General features: G+C 64.0%; 18 protein-coding genes. 11 read left to right on the top strand and 7 right to left on the bottom strand.

Annotated features, from left to right (window positions below; translation table 11 throughout):
* Together VCS63_RS15965 and VCS63_RS15960 are read left to right on the top strand one after the other, a co-directional pair.
* On the top strand, positions 1–1,086 hold a 1,086-nt coding region (locus VCS63_RS15965), incomplete at its 5' end, for a tripartite tricarboxylate transporter substrate binding protein (protein WP_323880313.1).
* Between the two features lie 56 nt (positions 1,087–1,142).
* Positions 1,143–2,333: a M20 aminoacylase family protein gene (locus tag VCS63_RS15960; RefSeq protein ID WP_104653537.1), complete on the top strand. Its 1,191-nt coding sequence runs from the start codon at positions 1,143–1,145 to the stop codon at positions 2,331–2,333.
* Between the two features lie 63 nt (positions 2,334–2,396).
* Here the strand turns inward: VCS63_RS15960 and VCS63_RS15955 are convergent, their stop codons facing one another.
* Both VCS63_RS15955 and VCS63_RS15950 read right to left on the bottom strand, forming a co-directional pair.
* Positions 2,397–3,836, bottom strand: a complete 1,440-nt coding sequence (locus tag VCS63_RS15955; protein ID WP_323880310.1) for an MFS transporter — start codon at positions 3,834–3,836, stop codon at positions 2,397–2,399.
* Positions 3,837–3,882: 46 nt separating this feature from the next.
* Positions 3,883–4,311 (bottom strand): VOC family protein, encoded by a 429-nt coding sequence (locus tag VCS63_RS15950; protein WP_042793822.1) that lies wholly within the window; start codon positions 4,309–4,311, stop codon positions 3,883–3,885.
* 92 nt (positions 4,312–4,403) lie between these two features.
* Here VCS63_RS15950 and VCS63_RS15945 point away from each other — a divergent pair, with 92 nt between their 5' ends.
* The 5 genes from VCS63_RS15945 to VCS63_RS15925 all read left to right on the top strand — a co-directional run bounded on the left by VCS63_RS15945 (position 4,404) and on the right by VCS63_RS15925 (position 7,583).
* Complete coding sequence (locus VCS63_RS15945; protein WP_042793821.1) at positions 4,404–4,748, top strand: GFA family protein; 345 nt, start codon at positions 4,404–4,406, stop codon at positions 4,746–4,748.
* A 106-nt stretch (positions 4,749–4,854) separates the two neighbouring features.
* Positions 4,855–5,262: a carboxymuconolactone decarboxylase family protein gene (locus VCS63_RS15940; protein WP_063962405.1), complete on the top strand. Its 408-nt coding sequence runs from the start codon at positions 4,855–4,857 to the stop codon at positions 5,260–5,262.
* A 9-nt stretch (positions 5,263–5,271) separates the two neighbouring features.
* Positions 5,272–5,883: an LON peptidase substrate-binding domain-containing protein gene (locus tag VCS63_RS15935; RefSeq protein WP_042793819.1), complete on the top strand. Its 612-nt coding sequence runs from the start codon at positions 5,272–5,274 to the stop codon at positions 5,881–5,883.
* 25 nt (positions 5,884–5,908) lie between these two features.
* Complete coding sequence (locus tag VCS63_RS15930; protein WP_063962407.1) at positions 5,909–6,748, top strand: hypothetical protein; 840 nt, start codon at positions 5,909–5,911, stop codon at positions 6,746–6,748.
* A 235-nt stretch (positions 6,749–6,983) separates the two neighbouring features.
* Positions 6,984–7,583: a YSC84-related protein gene (locus tag VCS63_RS15925; RefSeq protein WP_149064451.1), complete on the top strand. Its 600-nt coding sequence runs from the start codon at positions 6,984–6,986 to the stop codon at positions 7,581–7,583.
* 125 nt (positions 7,584–7,708) lie between these two features.
* Here the strand turns inward: VCS63_RS15925 and ftrA are convergent, their stop codons facing one another.
* Positions 7,709–8,704 carry a transcriptional regulator FtrA gene (ftrA, locus tag VCS63_RS15920; protein WP_164793789.1) on the bottom strand — a complete coding sequence of 332 codons (996 nt, stop codon included), beginning with the start codon at positions 8,702–8,704 and terminating at the stop codon, positions 7,709–7,711.
* Between the two features lie 125 nt (positions 8,705–8,829).
* Here ftrA and VCS63_RS15915 point away from each other — a divergent pair, with 125 nt between their 5' ends.
* Positions 8,830–9,252 (top strand): rhodanese-like domain-containing protein, encoded by a 423-nt coding sequence (locus VCS63_RS15915; protein ID WP_042793815.1) that lies wholly within the window; start codon positions 8,830–8,832, stop codon positions 9,250–9,252.
* Between the two features lie 373 nt (positions 9,253–9,625).
* Here VCS63_RS15915 and VCS63_RS15910 read toward each other — a convergent pair whose 3' ends face one another.
* The 3 genes from VCS63_RS15910 to VCS63_RS15900 form a co-directional block, all read right to left on the bottom strand.
* Complete coding sequence (locus VCS63_RS15910; RefSeq protein WP_323880307.1) at positions 9,626–12,442, bottom strand: autotransporter outer membrane beta-barrel domain-containing protein; 2,817 nt, start codon at positions 12,440–12,442, stop codon at positions 9,626–9,628.
* A gap of 105 nt (positions 12,443–12,547) precedes the next feature.
* A complete protein-coding gene (locus VCS63_RS15905) occupies positions 12,548–13,612 on the bottom strand; it encodes a GGDEF domain-containing protein (protein ID WP_323880305.1) in 1,065 nt (354 codons plus the stop codon).
* 411 nt (positions 13,613–14,023) lie between these two features.
* Positions 14,024–14,440 carry an RrF2 family transcriptional regulator gene (locus VCS63_RS15900; protein ID WP_063640080.1) on the bottom strand — a complete coding sequence of 139 codons (417 nt, stop codon included), beginning with the start codon at positions 14,438–14,440 and terminating at the stop codon, positions 14,024–14,026.
* 73 nt (positions 14,441–14,513) lie between these two features.
* On the opposite strand from VCS63_RS15900, the gene VCS63_RS15895 reads away from it, so the two are divergent.
* Entirely contained in the window at positions 14,514–15,509 is a 996-nt protein-coding gene (locus tag VCS63_RS15895) for an alpha/beta hydrolase (protein WP_323880303.1), read from the top strand.
* 97 nt (positions 15,510–15,606) lie between these two features.
* Positions 15,607–16,038: a hypothetical protein gene (locus VCS63_RS15890; RefSeq protein WP_323880301.1), complete on the top strand. Its 432-nt coding sequence runs from the start codon at positions 15,607–15,609 to the stop codon at positions 16,036–16,038.
* Positions 16,039–16,113: 75 nt separating this feature from the next.
* On the opposite strand, the gene VCS63_RS15885 is transcribed toward VCS63_RS15890, so the two are convergent.
* On the bottom strand, positions 16,114–16,497 hold the full coding sequence (locus VCS63_RS15885; RefSeq protein WP_323880299.1) for an I78 family peptidase inhibitor: 384 nt from the start codon (positions 16,495–16,497) through the stop codon (positions 16,114–16,116).
* Positions 16,498–16,684: 187 nt separating this feature from the next.
* Here VCS63_RS15885 and VCS63_RS15880 point away from each other — a divergent pair, with 187 nt between their 5' ends.
* Positions 16,685–17,533, top strand: a complete 849-nt coding sequence (locus tag VCS63_RS15880) for a MurR/RpiR family transcriptional regulator (protein WP_042793807.1) — start codon at positions 16,685–16,687, stop codon at positions 17,531–17,533.
* Positions 17,534–17,543: the final 10 nt, after the last annotated feature.

Genomic DNA, 17,543 nt, shown 5'->3' with positions numbered 1-17,543 from the left:
GGCATGAAGCCGGCGGCGGGCGCCACCAGGAGACAAGCAGTGATACGGCTACACGACATCCGGCAAGCCCGGCTGCGCACCCGCAATCCGTCCCGGACGCCCGCCCGTCGACCCTTGCTAAAGCGCATGGCGGCCTGCCTGGCCGCGATTGCCGCAGTGACGGTGAGCCCGTGGGCCAGCGCCCAGGACTGGCCGGCCCGGCCGGTCACCATCCTGGTCAACGGCGGCCCTGGCAGTCTGCCCGATCTGTTTGCGCGACCCCTGGCCGAACGCCTGCACCACGCGCTGGGCCAGCCCGTCGTAGTCGAGAACAAGCCCGGCGCCGGCGGCATGCTGGCAATGCAGCAATTGAAGTCCGCCCCGGCGGACGGCCACACCTTGGCGCTGGTGACCAATGCGCATCTGGTGTGGAACCCCTATATTTTTCCGGCGCTGACCTACGACCCGGCGCGTGACCTGCAGCCGGTCAGCCCGCTGGCGGTCATTCCCATGGCGCTGACGGTCAACGACAAATTGCAGGCGCGGTCCCTGGACCAGTTGCTGGCGTTGGCGCGCCAGCAGCCGGGCCGGCTCAACTACGCGTCCTCGGGCAACGGCAGCCCGCCCCACGTGTTGTTCGAGATGCTGCGCGAACAGTCGGGCGTGGACATCATGCACGTGCCATTCAAGACTGGCACCGGCGCGCTGAACTCCGTGCTTGCGGGCGACACGGAAATCTACTTCGCGGGCACCGCGCTGGTGGAGCCCATGGTCAAGGAAGGGCGCCTGCGCGTGCTGGCCATGAGCGAAGCCGTGCCGGACGCGGCCTTCGGCAAGGCCCCCACGCTGGCTGCCAGCCATTTCACGGGCTTTGAAGGCGCGGTGTGGCTGGGCGTGGCGGCGCGTGCCGGCACGCCGGACGCCATCGTGCAACGGCTCAACGTAGAGATCGGCCGCGCCCAGCAGGACGGCGCGCTCAAGCAGATGTACGCCAGCCACGGCTCCTTGCCGTACCATCTGGCGGCGCCGGCCTTCGCCCAGCGCGTGGCAGAGGAGCGGGCCGCATCCGGCCCCGTGCTGCGCAAGCTGGGCATCAAGCCCGATTGATTTCCCTTCTTCCAACCTAGTATCGCGCGCCCCGCTTGCGGAGCCCGCAGCAGCTTATGAACCTGATCGAAGAGATTGTTGAAAATTCCCCGTCCATCCGCGATGTGCGCAGGGACATCCATGCGCATCCGGAACTGGCGTTTGAAGAGAACCGCACTTCCGATCTGGTGGCCCAGCTGCTGGAAAGCTGGGATATCCCGGTGCACCGCGGCTTCGGCAAGACCGGCCTGGTGGGCGTGATACGCAACGGCGATTCCGGGCGCACGCTGGGGCTGCGCGCCGACATGGATGCGCTGCCCATGCACGAGGTCAACCAGTTCAGCCATGCCAGCAAGCATCCCGGCGTGATGCACGCCTGCGGCCACGACGGCCACACCGCCATGCTGCTGGGCGCGGCGCAGCACCTTGCGCGCCATCGCAACTTCGACGGCACGGTCTACCTGATCTTCCAGCCCGCCGAAGAGCGCGGCGGCGGCGCGCGCGAGATGATGCGCGACGGACTGTTCGAGAAATTCCCCATGGAGGCGGTCTTCGGCATGCACAACATGCCAGGTATTCCGGTCGGTTGCTTTGCCTCGTCGCCGGGGCCGGTGCTTGCTTCCAACAGCGAGTTCCATGTGACGATACGCGGCAAGGGCGGCCACGCCGCCATGCCGCACCTGGCCATCGATCCGATTCCCGCGGCGGCCCAGATGATCGAGGCTTTCCAGACCATCATCAGCCGCAATAAAAAGCCGTTGGAGACGGCCGTCATCTCAGTGACGACGGTACAGGCGGGCGGGGTCGTCAACGTCATTCCCGACACCTGCGAACTGCGCGGCACCGTGCGCGCCTATACCCGCGAAACCCTGGACCTGATCGAGCGCCGCATGGGCGAGGTCGCGCAGCACGTGGCCGGCATGTTCGGCGCCGAATGCGATTTCGTCTTCACGCGGCACTACCCGTCGACCATCAACCACGAGGCCGAGACCGCGTTCATGCGCACGGCGCTGACTGCCGTGGTGGGACAGGATCGCGTGCTGCCCCAGGCGCCCATCATGGCAGCCGAGGACTTTTCCTTCATGCTGGAAGCGGTGCCCGGCAGCTATTGCTTCATTGGCAACGGCGAAGGCGAGCACCGCGAACCGGGCCATGGCGAGGGGCCTTGCCTGGTTCACAACACCAGCTATGACTTCAACGATGCGCTTTTGCCCATAGGCGCCAGCGCGTTCGTGAAACTGGTGGAAAACTGGATGCCGCGCCCGTAGTGTCCGGGCCGGCTGGCGCGGCGCGGGCAGTGGCCGCCCGCCGCCGCGCCAGAGGAATGCGGTTCAGTGCGTTGGTCCGGCCTGGACCGACATTTCCCGGTTGCGCGAACGCAGCAGCAGCGCGCTCAGGGCCGCGGCCAGCGCCGCAATCAGGGCGCCCGCCAGAAACGTCAGCTGGTAACCGCCGTTCAAGGCCGCGACCGGCTCGGCGCCGGCGGCCGCCAGGCCTGCGCTGCGGGCCGCGGCCAGACTGGCCAGCACGGCCAGGCCCAGTGCGCCACCCATCATGAAAGCCGTGTTGACCACGCCGGAGGCCAGGCCGGACTGGCTGGGCTCCACGTCGCTCATCGCGGCCAGCAGCATGGGATTGAAGGCCACTCCCGCACCCAGTCCCAGCAGCAGCATCGCTGGCAGGACGTCGGCGGCAAAGCTGCCGTCCACCGGCGCGCGAGCGAACAAGGCCAATCCCAGCGCGGCGATGAACAGGCCAGTGGCCAGCGGCGCGCGGATGCCGAAGCGCATCACCAGCTTGGCCGACAGGCCCAGCGAGAACGCCGCCATGATCAGGTTGGCCGGCAGGAACGCCAGGCCCACCTCCATGGGGCTGTAGCCCAGCACCAGCTGCATATACAGGGCCGACACAAAGAACCAGGCGAACATACCGGCGGCCCATAGCACGCCGACAACATTGGCGGTTGCCACGTTGCGCAAGCGGAACAATCCCAGCGGCATCAGCGGGGATTCCACCCGCGCTTCAATGGTGAGGAACAACACCATCAGGGCGGCCGCCGCGCCCAGCAGCGTCAGCGATTGCGCCGAGGTCCAGCCGGCTTCATTGCCGTTGACCACGGCATACACGGCCAGCATGAGCGAGGCGGTAACGCTGAGCGCGCCCGCCACGTCCAGCCGGGTGCCCGCTGCGGCGGGCCGGGCCGCGGGAATCAGCCGCAGGCACAGCGCATAGACCAGCACGCCGATCGGCAGGTTGACCAGGAATATCCAGTGCCATGACAACGCGCTGGTGAGCAGGCCGCCCAGCAACACGCCGATGCTGCCGCCGCCCGCGCAGACAAAACCGTACACGCCCATGGCGCGCGCCCGTTCGCCGGTCTCGGTGAAGAGGTTCATGATGAGGGACAGCGATACCGCAGAGACCACCGCGCCGCCCAGGCCCTGGGCCGCGCGCGCGCCGATCAGCAGCGCCTGGCTCTGGGCCAGGCCGCAGGCCAGCGACGCCACGGTGAAGACGACCAGGCCGGCAAGAAACATCCGGCGGTGGCCCAGCAGGTCGCCCAGCCGCCCGCCCAGCAGCAGGGAGCCGCCGAACGTGAGCATGTAGGCGTTGACCACCCAGACCAGCGAGGTCTCGGTAAAACGCAGGTCTTCGCGGATCGAGGGCAGGGCCACATTCACGATCGTCGTGTCCAGCACGATCATCAATACGCCCAGGCAGAGCACCATCAGCGCCCACCATCGTTGCTTGCCGTGTATGCCATGCGTCATCAGTTGTCGCTCCGTGGAGGGCGGCGGGGTCGCCGCCTCGTGTCTTCTATTGGGAAAGGCGTCCGCCGCTGACCATCCAGCGGGTGCCGTAGCGGTCTATCAGCGCGCCATAGGCCTCGGCCCAGAACGTCTTTTGCAGCGGCATGGTAATGCTGCCGCCGTCGGCCAGCAGGTCGAAGACACGCTGCGCGTCCGAAACGGTCGGGTAGGCCAAAGACAGGGCCACGCCTTGCTTGCCGGGGTAGGGGTGGCCGGCGGTGGCATCGCTGCCCATCAGCGTCTGCTCGTCCAGGCCCAGGCGCGCGTGCATGATACGCCCGGCGTCCTCGTCGGACAGGGCCGGCATGGCGGCGTCGGGCGGCGCGTCCGCGTAGCGGATCATCGCCTCCATCCGCCCGCCCAGCACGCGCTCGTAGAAGCGCATTGCCTCGGCGCAATTGCCGTCGAAGCTGAGGTAGGCGGATAGTTGGGGCATGATGTCTCCAGAGTGTTGAACGGACGGTGCCATGACGGCCGGCGCCGCTCTATGATGGAAGCCCGACCCGACGTTAATGAAGGAGCCCGGCCATGCTGAAAGGAAGCTGCCATTGCGGACACATCGCGTTCGAAGTCGAAGGCGAACCGTCCCAGGTCCTGGAATGCAATTGCTCGCACTGCAGCCGCAAAGGCTATCTGCTGTGGTTCGTGCCCCGCGCCAGCGTGCGCATCACCACGCCCGCCAGCGGCATGTCGACCTACCGGTTCAACAAGCACGTGATTTCACATCATTTCTGCGCCAATTGCGGTTGCGCGCCATTCGGCTTCGGCGTGGGGCCCAAAGGCGAGGAGACGGCGGCGGTGAATGTGCGCTGCCTGGAAAACGTAGATCTCAACGCCTGGCCCCGCATTCCGTACGACGGCCGCAGCGTCTGAGCGCCGCTGGCCGGGCTACATCATAGGGCATGGCCGCGCCGCGCGATACGGCGAGTGCGTGACATGTCTTTTCATCGAATTGAACGAGTTTTCAGGAAAGCGAAGCATGAGCACCGTAAAACTGCTGTCCGACGAAGAAGTCCGCCAAAGCCCGCAAGCCTGGGCCGTGTTCGAGGACATCCGGGCCACGCGCAAGTCGGATTTCGTCAACAACTTCTGGCGCGCACTGGCCAACGACCCGCCGCAGCTGGAGCGGGTGTGGGGCCAGCTCAAGCTCGTCATGATGGCGGACGGCGAGCTCTCGCCGCTGGTCCGTGAAATGATCTATATCGCCGTGTCCACGGCCAACGGCTGCACCTATTGCATCCATTCCCATACCGCTGCCGCCCGTGCCAAGGGCATGACCGACGGCCAGCATGCCGAACTGCTGGGCGTGATCGGCATGGCCGCGCAGACCAATGCCATGGTCACCGCCATGCAAGTGCCCGTCGATGAGGTATTCGTCGTGAAATAGGAGGCCGCCATGTCTCTGATCCCGCTGTTTCCGCTATCCAACGCGCTATTCCCCGCAGGCGTGCTGCACCTGCGCATCTTCGAGGTGCGCTACCTGGACATGATCCGCCGCTGTATCGCGGACGGCAGCGAATTCGGCGTGGTCGGCCTGTTGTCGGGCCAGGAGGTCCGCACACCCGAAGGTGTGGAAATACTGGCTCCGGTGGGCACCATGGCGCGCATCGACGCCTGGGACGCGCCCATGCCGGCGTTGCTGGAGCTGCGCTGCGTCGGCACCAGCCGCTTCCGGCTGCTTTCCAGCGAGGTGGCAAAATACGGCCTTTGGATGGGCCAGACCGAGCCCATCGCCGACGACCCGCCCGCGCCCGTGCCGGCCGCCATGCAGGCTAGCGCCGACGCGTTGGGGCGCCTGGTGGCCCAATGGCAGCAGGACGGCGTGTCCCCCGAACGAATGCCGCTGGGCCCGCCGTTTAGGCTGGACGACAGCGGCTGGGTCGCCGACCGCTGGTGCGAACTGCTGCCGCTGCCGCCCGACGACAAAGCCACCTTGCTTGCCATGACGGACCCGGTGGCGCGGCTGGCGGCGATCCAGGACGTGCTGCGAGGTCAGGGCCTGGCGTAGCCGGGGCAACTGTATTTTGGACAATATGGAAATCAGGATAGACGAGGGCCTGCGCGCCTACATAGACCCCTTGACCGACGACGAGCGCAACGCGCTTGAACGCAGCCTGCTGGCCGAGGGCTGCCGCGACGCCCTGGTGCTATGGGGAGACCTGCTGGTCGACGGCCACAACCGCTACGCCCTGTGCCAGAAGCACGGCATTCCATTCGAGACCCGCCAGAACACCTCGTTCAAGTCCATGGAGGACGTGCATCTCTGGATGATCGAAAACCACCTGGGCCGGCGTAGCGTGTCGGATTTCCAGCGCGGCGTCCTGGCGCTGCGTAAAAAAGAAATCCTGCAAGCGCGCACCGCGTCGGCGCCCGCACCCGACGATCCTCCCTGGGACGAAGACTCCGGCGACCCGCCGCCGCTGCCGGCCACGCCTGTGCCGCAGGCGCTGAGCCGCCAGGCCCTGGCCAGGGCCGCCCGCATCAGCAGCAACACGTTGGGGCAGATCGAGAAAATCCAGAAGGCTGCGGCGCCGGAACTGGTGCGCGCGGTCAAAGACGGCGCCATCTCCATCAACGCCGCCGCGGCGGTGGCGGAGCTGCCACCGGAGCGCCAGGCCGCGGCGGTGGCCGGGGGCAGAAAGGAATTACAACAAGCCGCCCGAGAGGTCCGCCAGGCCAAAGCCCCGCCGCCGCGCGAGGCGGTGCCGGATATTCCTATCGAGAATATTGCCGACTTACCGGCGGAGGTGGCGCGGTTACGCGACCTGCTGACTCGGCTAACGGATGAAAGGGATCAGCTGAAGAAGAAGGTGATGCATTTGACGGTGGCCCTGGCCGAGGCGCGCAATGCGGCGGGGGGAGGGGATGATTGACGGCGTGGGGCCTGCGCAATCGTTCATCCTTAAAGCTTCCTGAACGTGACGTTTCGGCTGAAGGCGCGTCGGCTGGGGTGAAGCGTCACACCGTCACGGCACTTCACTTCAGAGGTCCGTTACGGGATACTGTAACGGCCGCCAGTCGTCTTTCCTGCGTCACCACATTCCTGCCGTGTTGATCAAGGATTGTGCCGGTACAGTATTTGAGGGACGTCACCCAAAGGAGAGTTCCATGTTTGATACTTTTCCTGCACTGCGCCGTACCAGTATTGCCGCCATCGCAATCAGTGCGGCCGGATTCCTGCTGCCGGGCTGTACCACCACCCCGCCGTCCAAGCCGTCTGCCCCGGCGAAGACCGATACGCGGCAATCATTGGATAGCGCGGCCAGCGCAACCTTGAGCAAGCTTTACCAAGCCGCGCCATCATCCAAGGAGCTGGTCGCTGGCGCCCGGGGCGTGTTGATTTTCCCCGATGTGCTCAGTGGGAGCTTCATCGTCGGCGCCGAGCACGGCAAGGGCGTGCTGCGGGTGGGCGACTCGGCTGTAGGCTACTACCAGACCACGTCCGGTTCGATCGGCTTTCAGGCGGGCGCGCAATCAAAGGCCATGGTCCTGCTGTTCATGACGGATGAAGCCTTGAACAAGTTCCGCAACAGCAGCGGTTGGACGGTGGGCGCGGATGCCACCGTGGCTATCGTCAATGTCGGCGCCAACGGCCGCATCGACAGCAACACGGCGAAAAAGCCGATTGTCGGCTTCGTGATGAACAATGGCGGGCTGATGGCCGGCGTGTCGCTCGAGGGTACGAAGATTTCCAAGTACGAACCCTGATCGCGCCTGAGCGATGCAAAACAGGTGTCAGGCTGCTTTTGCTGCGTTCATTGAGCGCGAACTTGTAGTCTGGCACCTTTTTTTTGCCTGCTTTTGCCATAGGTTTTCCTGGCTGGCGTGAATTATCACCCCGCGCCCGCTCCAGACGCCTGCTTCTGGGCTATCGCACCGTGCCCGAATCTTTCGCGGTATGCGGTCGGACTCGTAAGCACGATACGTCGGAAGTGCTTACGCATCGACTCTTCCGACCCGAACCCCGCCAATTCGGCAATACGGCCGATAGGCAGGGGCGTTTGCGCTTCGAGCATCTCACGGGCCGTCGCTACGCGTTCGCGCACAAGCCATTCATACGGCGCCATGCCGGTGGCATCATGAAATTGCCGTTGCAGCGTCCGTGGGCTCATCGCGGCTTGTTCAGCGAGCGAGCGCAGGGTGTGCGGCAATGCGGAATGCTGGCGCATCCAGTCCATCAACTTCGTCAGACGGCCACTTTCGTCTTGCGGCATGGGACGTGGGACAAATTGTGCCTGCCCGCCTTCCCGGTGCGGCGCTACCACGAGCCGCTGCGCGACCCGGTTCGCGACTGCTGCGCCGTAATCGCGGCGGACCAGGTGGAGCAGCATATCCAACCCCGCAGCCGACCCTGCCGAAGTGATGATCTGTCCTTCGTCAATATATAGCGCGTCCGGTTCAACACGGATCTGGGGGTAGCGCTGCTGCAGTTTTGCGGCATATCGCCAATGGGTGGTCACGGTCATGCCGTCCAGCACGCCGGCTGCGGCCAAGACGAATACGCCGGAGCAGATCGAGCAAAGCCGCGCCCCGCGCCGGTGAGCGGTACGGATCTTCTTTAGCAGCGGCTGGGGCGGCATCTCGTCCGCGTCGCGCCAACCAGGCACCACGATCGTATCCGCCTGATCGAGCAGCTTCAGCGAATAGGGCGCGGCAACCGTAATCCCGCCTGCGGCTCGAAGCGGGCCGGGCTCGCTCGCACAAACCGCGAAGCGATACCAGTCGACATCCAGCTCAGGACGTTCGAGCGCGAAGAGCTCGGTCACGCAGCCGAATTCGAAAGTGCAGAGCTGGTCGTAAGCCAGCGCGACGACGAGATGATTGCTCATGGCGTAATCTTACCGAAGATTGGCTATCGCGCCACTTATCCCGATCGGTATCCGAGGTCAGAATAGGGCTCCTGGATCATGCTCCAGGCGCTTCTATCTCCGGACAATTCCCTCAGAGTTAAAACATGTCGACTACCAACGCCGTTACCGCCATCCACGCCGCCGACAGTGCAGCCGCGCTTGCCCATTTTCGCGCGGCGCTCCAGTTCGAAACCGATTGCTCCGACGTCGCCAGCGCCCTCGCCAGCGGCACGCCTGGTTTCGTCCTGCTCGATGTGCGCGGTCCTGCCCTGTATGCGCAGGGGCACGTGCCGGGCGCTCTGAATCTGCCGCACGGAAAAATCGTCGAATCGAAACTGTCGGACTATCCAGCAGATGTCCTCTTCGTCACGTACTGCGCGGGTCCACACTGTAATGGCGCGACGCGCGGCGCGCTGCGTCTCGCTCAGCTGGGAAGGCCGGTCAAGGTGATGATTGGCGGTATCACGGGATGGCTGGACGAAGGCTTCAGCCTCGCGGGCAGTGATACCGCACATGCCACTGAATGATTGAGATAAACCCGCGGTAGCGCATCGCGAATGAAGAAAGCCCGTCGTCCGGAACGCGACGGGCTAAATACGTTGCATGAGCCCCGGTCCATGCGAACTCAGCCCGCGGCCGGCCAAGCGTCTAGCTTTTGGGGGAGGGCAGAGACAGCCAGCGAAGCTGGCTGGAGGAATATCCCGCTCGAAGCGCGTGTTGGGCATCACGTCCGAGAGCACCAGCCACTTTCTATCCTTATCGTTATGGACGTCGACCGGGTTGGTCCAGTTCGGCCCTCCATGCAATTTCCGGATAAGTGCGCCGCGGCATCAACAGGCACAGCGCTGCGCAAGCCTGCGGTGCCTTCAAGTAAAGTCGCTGTGTGCTATGCACGCGGATCTAAAACATCATTCTGAAACCTGCGGTCGCGGTGACGATATAGCTGCCGGAGAAATCCGCGTCGGCGTCGACCTGGCCGTAAATCGCATAGCGGTCGCCCCAACCGTAATTTGCCCCCGCTCCCACGCTGCCCCAGGTCCGCGCCATGCGGCTGGCTGCGGGTACGTCGGCCACGCGCACACGGGTTCCGTCCAGGAATTCATGTTTCACGTTGACGACGCCATAGACGCTCGATTCCCGATTCACGCCACCAGTTTGCCAATTGCTTTTGTAGTCCAGCGCGATACCGATGCGGGCAAGCAGGCTGTTGCCTTTGTCACTTTCAACGCGCGCGCCGAATCTATCATTGAAACTGTCGAAGCGGGTTGATACGTAGCTCACCTGCGCCTGAGGGATTAGGGCCAGCCGCTCGTTCAACCCGAACGCCTTGCCTGCTTCGATACCCAGCCCATAGCTGTTGGCTTGGCTGCCGCCCTTTAACTTGCCGGCCAGCCGGGACTTCAGGTCGCTGTCGAACCAGGTTGCTTGGGCCTGCGTGTCGATATAGACGCCATTCTTGCCATACCAGGTCAGGGTCGGTGTCAGGCCATAGGCCGTGGTGTCGATCATGCCGTTGCCATACACCGAAAACACATGTGTGTCGGCCTTGCCGTAGTAAACCGCTATGCCTCCCACCAGACGGGATCCTTCTTCCTGACCCGCCAGGATACGGTCAACACCAAATTGCGCCTTCCAGCTGTCGATATCCTGGCGCGCGCCCGTGGTGGACGTGGAAGGCTCGAGCCGGCTCGTCGTGCCCTCCATCCGGCTCCATACGCCGTTGCGGCCCACATCCGCGGAATCATAGAGGCGGTTGCCGACCCGTTGGCGCAGGGTGGGCAGTCGGCTCAGGTTAAGCAGGGTGTTGGCGTAGGCTTCATAGACCGGCACACCAGGCTGATACAGCAAGGGCGGTGGGGCGCCGGGTGAAACGCCGCCGGCCGGCGGTGTGCCGGGATCCGTCGGGGGGGTACCTGGATCGGTAGGCGGTGTGCCCGGATTGGTCGGTGGTGTGCCGGGATCCGTCGGCGGAGTACCCGGATTGGTTGGCGGTGTGCCGGGGTCGGTCAGGGATGATCGCAGATACCAGCCGCCGTCGGCCGAGTCCTGTTGCAGGACATACCCGTAGGCGCCAGCCACCAGGGCCGGGCGCCCCTCGATGACATAGTCGCCGTTCGCCAGGTTGAACTGCCCCGCCGAGATCCCGTTGACCTGCACGATCTGTATGCCTCGTTGGGTCAACGCGCCAGCGCCTCCCATGTTCTTCACGTTGACGGGCGTCGCGCCTGCGGTGTCGCCCGTGATGACCAACTTATCTGTTGGAGAGTTGTCCCCGCCAAGCTGGGTGCGGATCTCCAGGTTCCCGCCCTGGGCCGTATAGTTGCCTGCGACGGTGAGGGTACCGAAGCCGCTGCGCGGCCCCGGTGCGACGGTGCCCCGGTTGACCGTCGCACCGACCCGTCCCGTGCCGGTCATCCGTGCTCCCGCCAGGACGTTTACCGGCCCGCCGAGAACGCCATCGATCTGCAATGTGCCGGCGTGGATATCGGTGGTTCCCGTGAAGGCGGAACTGTCGCCCGACAAGGTCAGCCTGCCGGCGCCCAGCTTGTTGAAGCTGGAGGTTCCCGAGAACGCGGTCATCACCCCCACTTCGTAGCCGTTGGTGTCGAACGAGGCCCCCTCGCTTCCGATCGCCTGCGTCAGGAAGCCATTCAGGAAATTGGCCTTGTCGCGCCGAGCGCGCAGGACGCCGCCGTCCAGGGTAAAGGTGGCGTTGCCGGCGCCCTTGATGACCGAGCCGGTCTCCAGCACGCCGCGGCCGCTGGCATCGCCAACAAGGTTCAGCGTGCCTGTGGCGGTGCTGCTTACGGTTACCCACGTGTCGCTGTCGGCGACCGCCAGCCCGCCCTTGGCGATGTTCAAGGTTCCCGTGCCTGCCGAGCCAATTTCGATACGATCGCTTGCCCTTAGTGTCGAGATATTGGAGGTCGTGCTGGATACGCTCACCGTGCCGACGCCGCCCGCCTGGTTGCCGATGTAGATCGATGCGGCGGCGCCTGGCGCCGACGATCCGACGGTGCGCACGGTGGCGCCTTCCAGGACGCGCAGCTCGCCAAGGCCCTCGAAACCGACGTAGATATTGTTGAACGGGTCCCAGACGGATGTCGGCCCCAATACCGTCACGCTGCCCTGGCTGCCGGGGCCGCGCCCGATCAGTGCCTGGCCGCTATGCACCGCGCCGCCATTATCGATTTGCAGCGTGCCGTTACCGCCCTCGCCAATCATGAACCCATTGCTCGTAGCGAGGTTCCAACTTGACCCAGGCCCGGATACGACGACGCTTCCGATGCTGCCGTTATTGACGCCAATGCTGGCCAAAGCGCTGTCTGCCCATCCCCCGGCCAGAATGCGGACTTCGCCATTGCTGCCCGACTCGGCGCCGATATACACCGGGCCGAGGCTGGTCCAAGTGGAGGGAGCGCCAACGCCGTCGCGGCCTGACACCGTGAGGGAACCCACGCCGCCATTGAAGTTGCCAATGAAAGCCCAATCATTGAGCACGGATCCGCCATCGCTGATGGTCAATGTCCCGGCAAGGTCATCGCCAACAATCAGATCGCTTCCGACAGTCCAATTCGGTGTCTGGACCGAGCCTGGCTGCACTTGACCGGTGCTGGAGACCGATTGCGCGCTGACGGGGGTGGCAGAATTGGCCGCGTATGCCGCCAGGATTATCCATTTTGACCACCCCGCGCGATTGCAATTTTCGTTGACCACGACAACCCCTTCCCAAGTGGATAAGAACTACGCCTCATCGATACGGCACGCGGTCTGCTTTTTTCATAGGTGATAACCCTCGGTGGAGGACGCCGGACTACCTGCTTATGCGTGAACCTGCTCGCAGCTGGCTTCGTCGCCGCACGAGGAAAGGCCGTGCACGGCGTCGTTGGGCGCCTCGCCCGCGACAACGCAATTTCGCCCCTTGCGCTTGGCCAGATAGAGCAAGTCGTCCGCTCGTTTCAACGCATCGGACAACGGTTCTCCCGCATGTATCACGATCACGCCCATGCTGGCCGTGAAGCGGGAACTGGGAGCGTGCGGAGCCCATCGTTGCGCCACGAAATTCGCGCGAATCTCCTCGGCGACTGCTGCCGCGCGTTCGAGGCCCGTTGCGGGTAGCAGCAACAGAAACTCTTCCCCGCCCAGCCGAGCAGCAAAGGTCTGGGTGTCTGTGTTTGGCCGGAGCAGCCCGCTGAATCGAGCCAGAACCATGTCGCCGAACGGGTGGCCGAAGGTATCGTTGATGCGTTTGAAGTTGTCGATATCGGCCATGATCAACGCGGTCGGCGTTGCCGTATTCGCAAGGAGCGGTCTCGAAACGGAGGTGAAAAGGCTCTCGAGGCCCTGCCGGTTGAGCAAGCCCGTCAAGGCGTCGGTTTGGGCCTGGTTACGGTACTTCTCTATGGCGTCATAGCTCGTCGCGATGAACACCGCGAAGGTCAGGGCAATGCTGCCCAGCAGTCCGGTGTATTGGATGAGCGTTCCCCAGACGGAAGATCTCCATTCACCCAAGGCGAGAGGTGCCGGGGCGGCAATGTACAGGACGCACTGACCCGTGAGCACCAGCGCGATGAAGAGAAACGCGGCGATGAGCACTCTGTCCGACGTAGTTGCGACATGCCTGGCAAAGGAGATCGTGGCCCGCCAGAGCACGAGTGCACAAAAGGCCTGGACGAAGAACGTCTCCAGTTTTGCGCTGGCAAACAGGACGACGGAGACAATTACCATTGCCGTCGATGCCAAGAGCACCGCGACGTCAATGTAGGAAGAAGTCTGCTTGTGGCGACGACCGAGGAGGGCGCGACAGGCCAAAATGACGCCGCCCAGAATAAAAGCATCCTCGATGACTTGCTTGTAAGGGGAAAGCCCGCTGGCCTGGACCAGCATGATGGCGTAGCCAATACCCAAGCTGCCAAGGGCGCAGCCCCACCGCACCGTATTGAATCCAACAACGCGTGCTGCGCAGAGTCCGAGGGCGCACAGCAGGATCGCCGCGGGCACAGACCATTCAAGCAAGGTTGCAGGCATAGAGGGGCAAAAGCAAGGAACGGATTCGGGCGGCGCGGGCTGTCTGGCAATCAGAGGGCTGTGCCGCCCGGGTGCCGTCCGGCCCGGAGCCTGGCTTCGGTCTAAGCGACACAGTATGTATGGGAAAGATTACAGTGTGTCGTAATGTATCGCCAGAGCTCAATCGTCAAGGATTGTCAGGCGATGCCGAGCGCGCCAATTGCTCGTCTGTTGCGTGCCGATTTGCGCAAATGCGCGGCGAATGGCGGCCATAACGAATCCTGGGGAGCGCTACGTTGCCCGAATCTGCGCAGCAAAATCGGAAAGCAGGCGGGTGCCAAGATATTGCAGCAGGGCCTTTTCGCCGACTCGCATGGCGTCGACTACCAATTGATTGGCGGCGCGTTCGACAGGGCAAGCGGGGTTGTCCTTGGCAGGCCCGATGGCGAATACAGCGCCGTGGGAAATCGCTTCGTAGACATCTTGCGCGGTAATCGTGTCCAGCGATTTGGCGAGTGTCCACCCGCCGTTGCGACCCCCCGTGGAGCTGACCATGCCGGCTGTGCGCAGTGCCGCCATGGTCCGCCGCACCACGACCTCATTGGTGTGCAGCATCTTGGCGAGCGTCCCCGAGGTAGTAGTGCCGCCGCGCAAATCCATGTGAACCAGGACATGCAACAAGCGAGCAAAGCGAGTGTCGCAGCTCATGAAATCCAGATTTCATAACAGTGTAAGTTACGATATTATAGACGTTCCGTAAGCTTTCCTATCGAATGGCACCATGACTGAGCTTGAAACGCGGCACGTAAACGTCAATGGCGTCCGGATCCACGTAACTGCCGTTGGCAAGGGTCCACTGGTTCTGCTGTGCCACGGCTTTCCGGAAACTTCTCATGTATGGCGTCATCAGCTACCGGCCCTGGCACAGGCGGGCTTTCGAGCGGTAGCGCCCGACCTGCGGGGTTATGGCCTAAGCGAAAGCCCGTCGGACGTGGCGGCTTACACGACGATGGATGTGATCGGCGATCTGGTCGCATTGGTCGAGAGCGAGCAAGCAGAAGAGGCGGTGATCGTAGGCGGGGACTGGGGCGCCAGCATCGCGTGGCAGGCCGCGCAACTGCGACCCGATGTTTTTCGCGCGGTGGTCGCCCTGGGCGTTCCCATGATGCGCAGGGCGCCGATCATGCCGAGCAGGCTGTTTCCAAAGACGGACTCCGCAGTGTTTTACACGCACTATTTTTGCGAGCCCGGCGTTGCCGAAAAAGAATTTGAACAGGACATCAGCGCAACGCTGCGCGCGATTTATTGGGCGGCGTCAGGTCAGGCTGGACCGCGCGACGAGCCGAGTACGCCAAATCCCTTTGGCATGGTAGCCAAAGGGGCAGGGCTGCTTGCCCCGCTTCCAGTTCCCGAGGAGTTGCCGCCATGGCTTACCCAAGGCGATCTGGATGCCTTTGTCCTGGGTTTCAAAACCAGCGGCTTTCGTGGCGGGCTGAACTACTACAGGAACCTGGACCGGAATTGGGCTTTGCAGGCGGCCCTGGAGGGCAAAAAGGTGGAAGTCCCCGCCTTGTATCTGGTGGGAGAACGGGACACCGGGCTGGCGATTCCCGGGATGGATCGCATCATTGAAGCCATGCCAGAAATTGTGCCGCAACTGCGTGCCAGCAAAGTTATCCCCGGGGCAGGGCATTGGCTGCAGCAGGAGGCTCCAGAAGAGGTCAATCAAGCGCTGATTGAATTTCTCAAGGGCGGCGCGAGCGGTCTGCTTAGGTAATTGCATGGACGGCCTTAGCGGTGGCCGTCCGCTCCCGGCGGCCGGGCGACAATGTCGTTCTCGCTGAGTAATGCGCTTAACTTCCCGCCGTCTCCGTATGTACAAACTCCTCTTGCGCGTCCTGGACCTGCTGATCCTGTCCTCGGCCGCCGCCCTGTTCGGCGCGATCCTGACTTCTGTGCTGTCGACCGGCGCCCTCGGCTGGCTGATCCCTGATGCGCCTTACCTGTACGGCTCGCGCGATTTCTATGTCGAGGCCATCCTGGCCGGTCTGGCAGGCGCGGTCGCGCTGGCGCTGGCCGAGCGTTCGGTCAGGCTGCGTCAATCGTTACCTTGGCGGACCCTGGCGACCTTTGCGGCCGCGCTCATCACCCTGTACCTGGCGCCGCCTTCGCCGCAGGTGTTCGGCAACACCTGGGCGCCGGGCGAAGCGACCCGAGAGCTGTTCCTGGGGCAATGGCGCCTCGTGCTGCCCATCGCGCTGGCGGTCACCGCGTTGCGGTGGGGCGTAAATCGACTTATGCGCTAGGCTGAGCAGCAACTGCAATTCGGGCTGTCGTTAGCGGCTCGAGCCTCTAATACTACGCGGTGCACGCGCCTAGAGTCAGCCGCAGCGGATTGCGGTCATGATGTCCTTGTCGTCAACGATCAGGTTCAGGCGGGTGGCGTTGTATTCCATCGTGACCAATTGCCCGGGGCGCAGCATGCGGGCGGTGGCGCTGCCGCTGCGGGTGCGCAGGTCTTCCATGACGGACGGGGTGGCTTTCTGGCCGATCTGGGATTGCAGCGCCGCGGCGTCGCAGGTTTTGCCGCCGCCCATGGACGACGAGCCGTAAGAGGACCCGCCATAGCTGGTTCCGGCGTCAGCGGAAGAGGAGGAGCTGGATGAGCTGGAGGCCGCTGGCGTGCTGGACGAGCGCGGGGCGCCGGTGTTGGCGCACGCGGTCAGGCTGGCGACCAGCAAAAAGGGGATCAGCTTTCGGATCATGTAACGCTCCTTACAACAACACGTCTGAAAAAAGCCATGATAGACCAGCGCGGGCGCGCTGTGACTGCGCCGGCATGGCGGCAAGCGTCGTTCCCGACACCGGGCGCGATGATCCAAAATTTTGCGTTGACACTAAAGTTTCATGAGAATATATTTCTGAAACCATAGTTTCAAAGGCAGGATCATCATGACTTCGGTGTTGCAGGAGCGCATCCTCGCGCTGCAGGACAGTTTCACGGACAGCGAACAGCGGCTTGCCAGCGTGACCCTGGAGTGCCTGGGCAATATCGCGGCCTACTCGGGGGCCGAGCTGGCTCAGAAAGCGGGCGTGTCCAAGGCGACGGCGGGGCGGTTTTTCCGGCGTCTGGGCTACGAGAATTTCAACGAAGTCCGGGCCCAGGCGCGCGACGAGGCTGATCGCGGCTCTCCGCTATACGAAATGGCTGGCGTGCGCCCGCCGGACGCCACGGGGGACGCGCTGGCCGAGCACCTGGCCACCGACCTGCAGAACCTGGCGCAGACCTTCGAGCGCCTGGACAGCCGCGACGTGGAGCGTGCGGTGGAACTGTTTGCCAGCGCTCGCCGCATCTGCATTGCGGGCTTTCGCAACGGCCGGGTCCTGGCGCAGTACGCCTGGGCCTTGCTGACGCAGCTGCGCGACGGCGTCGCGCTGGTGCCGGGGGCGGGGTTGAACCTGGCCGAGGATCTGGCCGACCTGGGGCCCGACGACGTGCTGCTGGTCATGGATTTCCGGCGCCGCGTGACGTTGCTCAAACCTATTGTCGAACATGCCAACCGGGTGGGCGCCAAGGTCGTGGTGCTGACCGATCCCACCGCCACCGAATTGCCCGCCCGCTCGGACCTGGTGCTGCGATGCGTGAACAGCGGCGCGGCCGTGTTCGATTCCTATGTCGCCGCCACCAGCGTCATCAATCATCTGTGCTCGGCCCTCGCCCGCAAACTCGGGGCCGCCGCACGCGAACGCTTGCAGAACATCGAACGCCTGCACGAACACTACGGCGACTTGCATCGCTGATTTCCAAGAG

The sequence above is a fragment of the Achromobacter sp. D10 genome (genome assembly GCF_035282245.1).
GTDB classification, from domain to species: domain Bacteria; phylum Pseudomonadota; class Gammaproteobacteria; order Burkholderiales; family Burkholderiaceae_B; genus Achromobacter; species Achromobacter insolitus.
The sequence above is the reverse complement of the archived record's forward strand: the minus strand, read 5'-3'. Positions and strand labels throughout refer to the sequence as shown.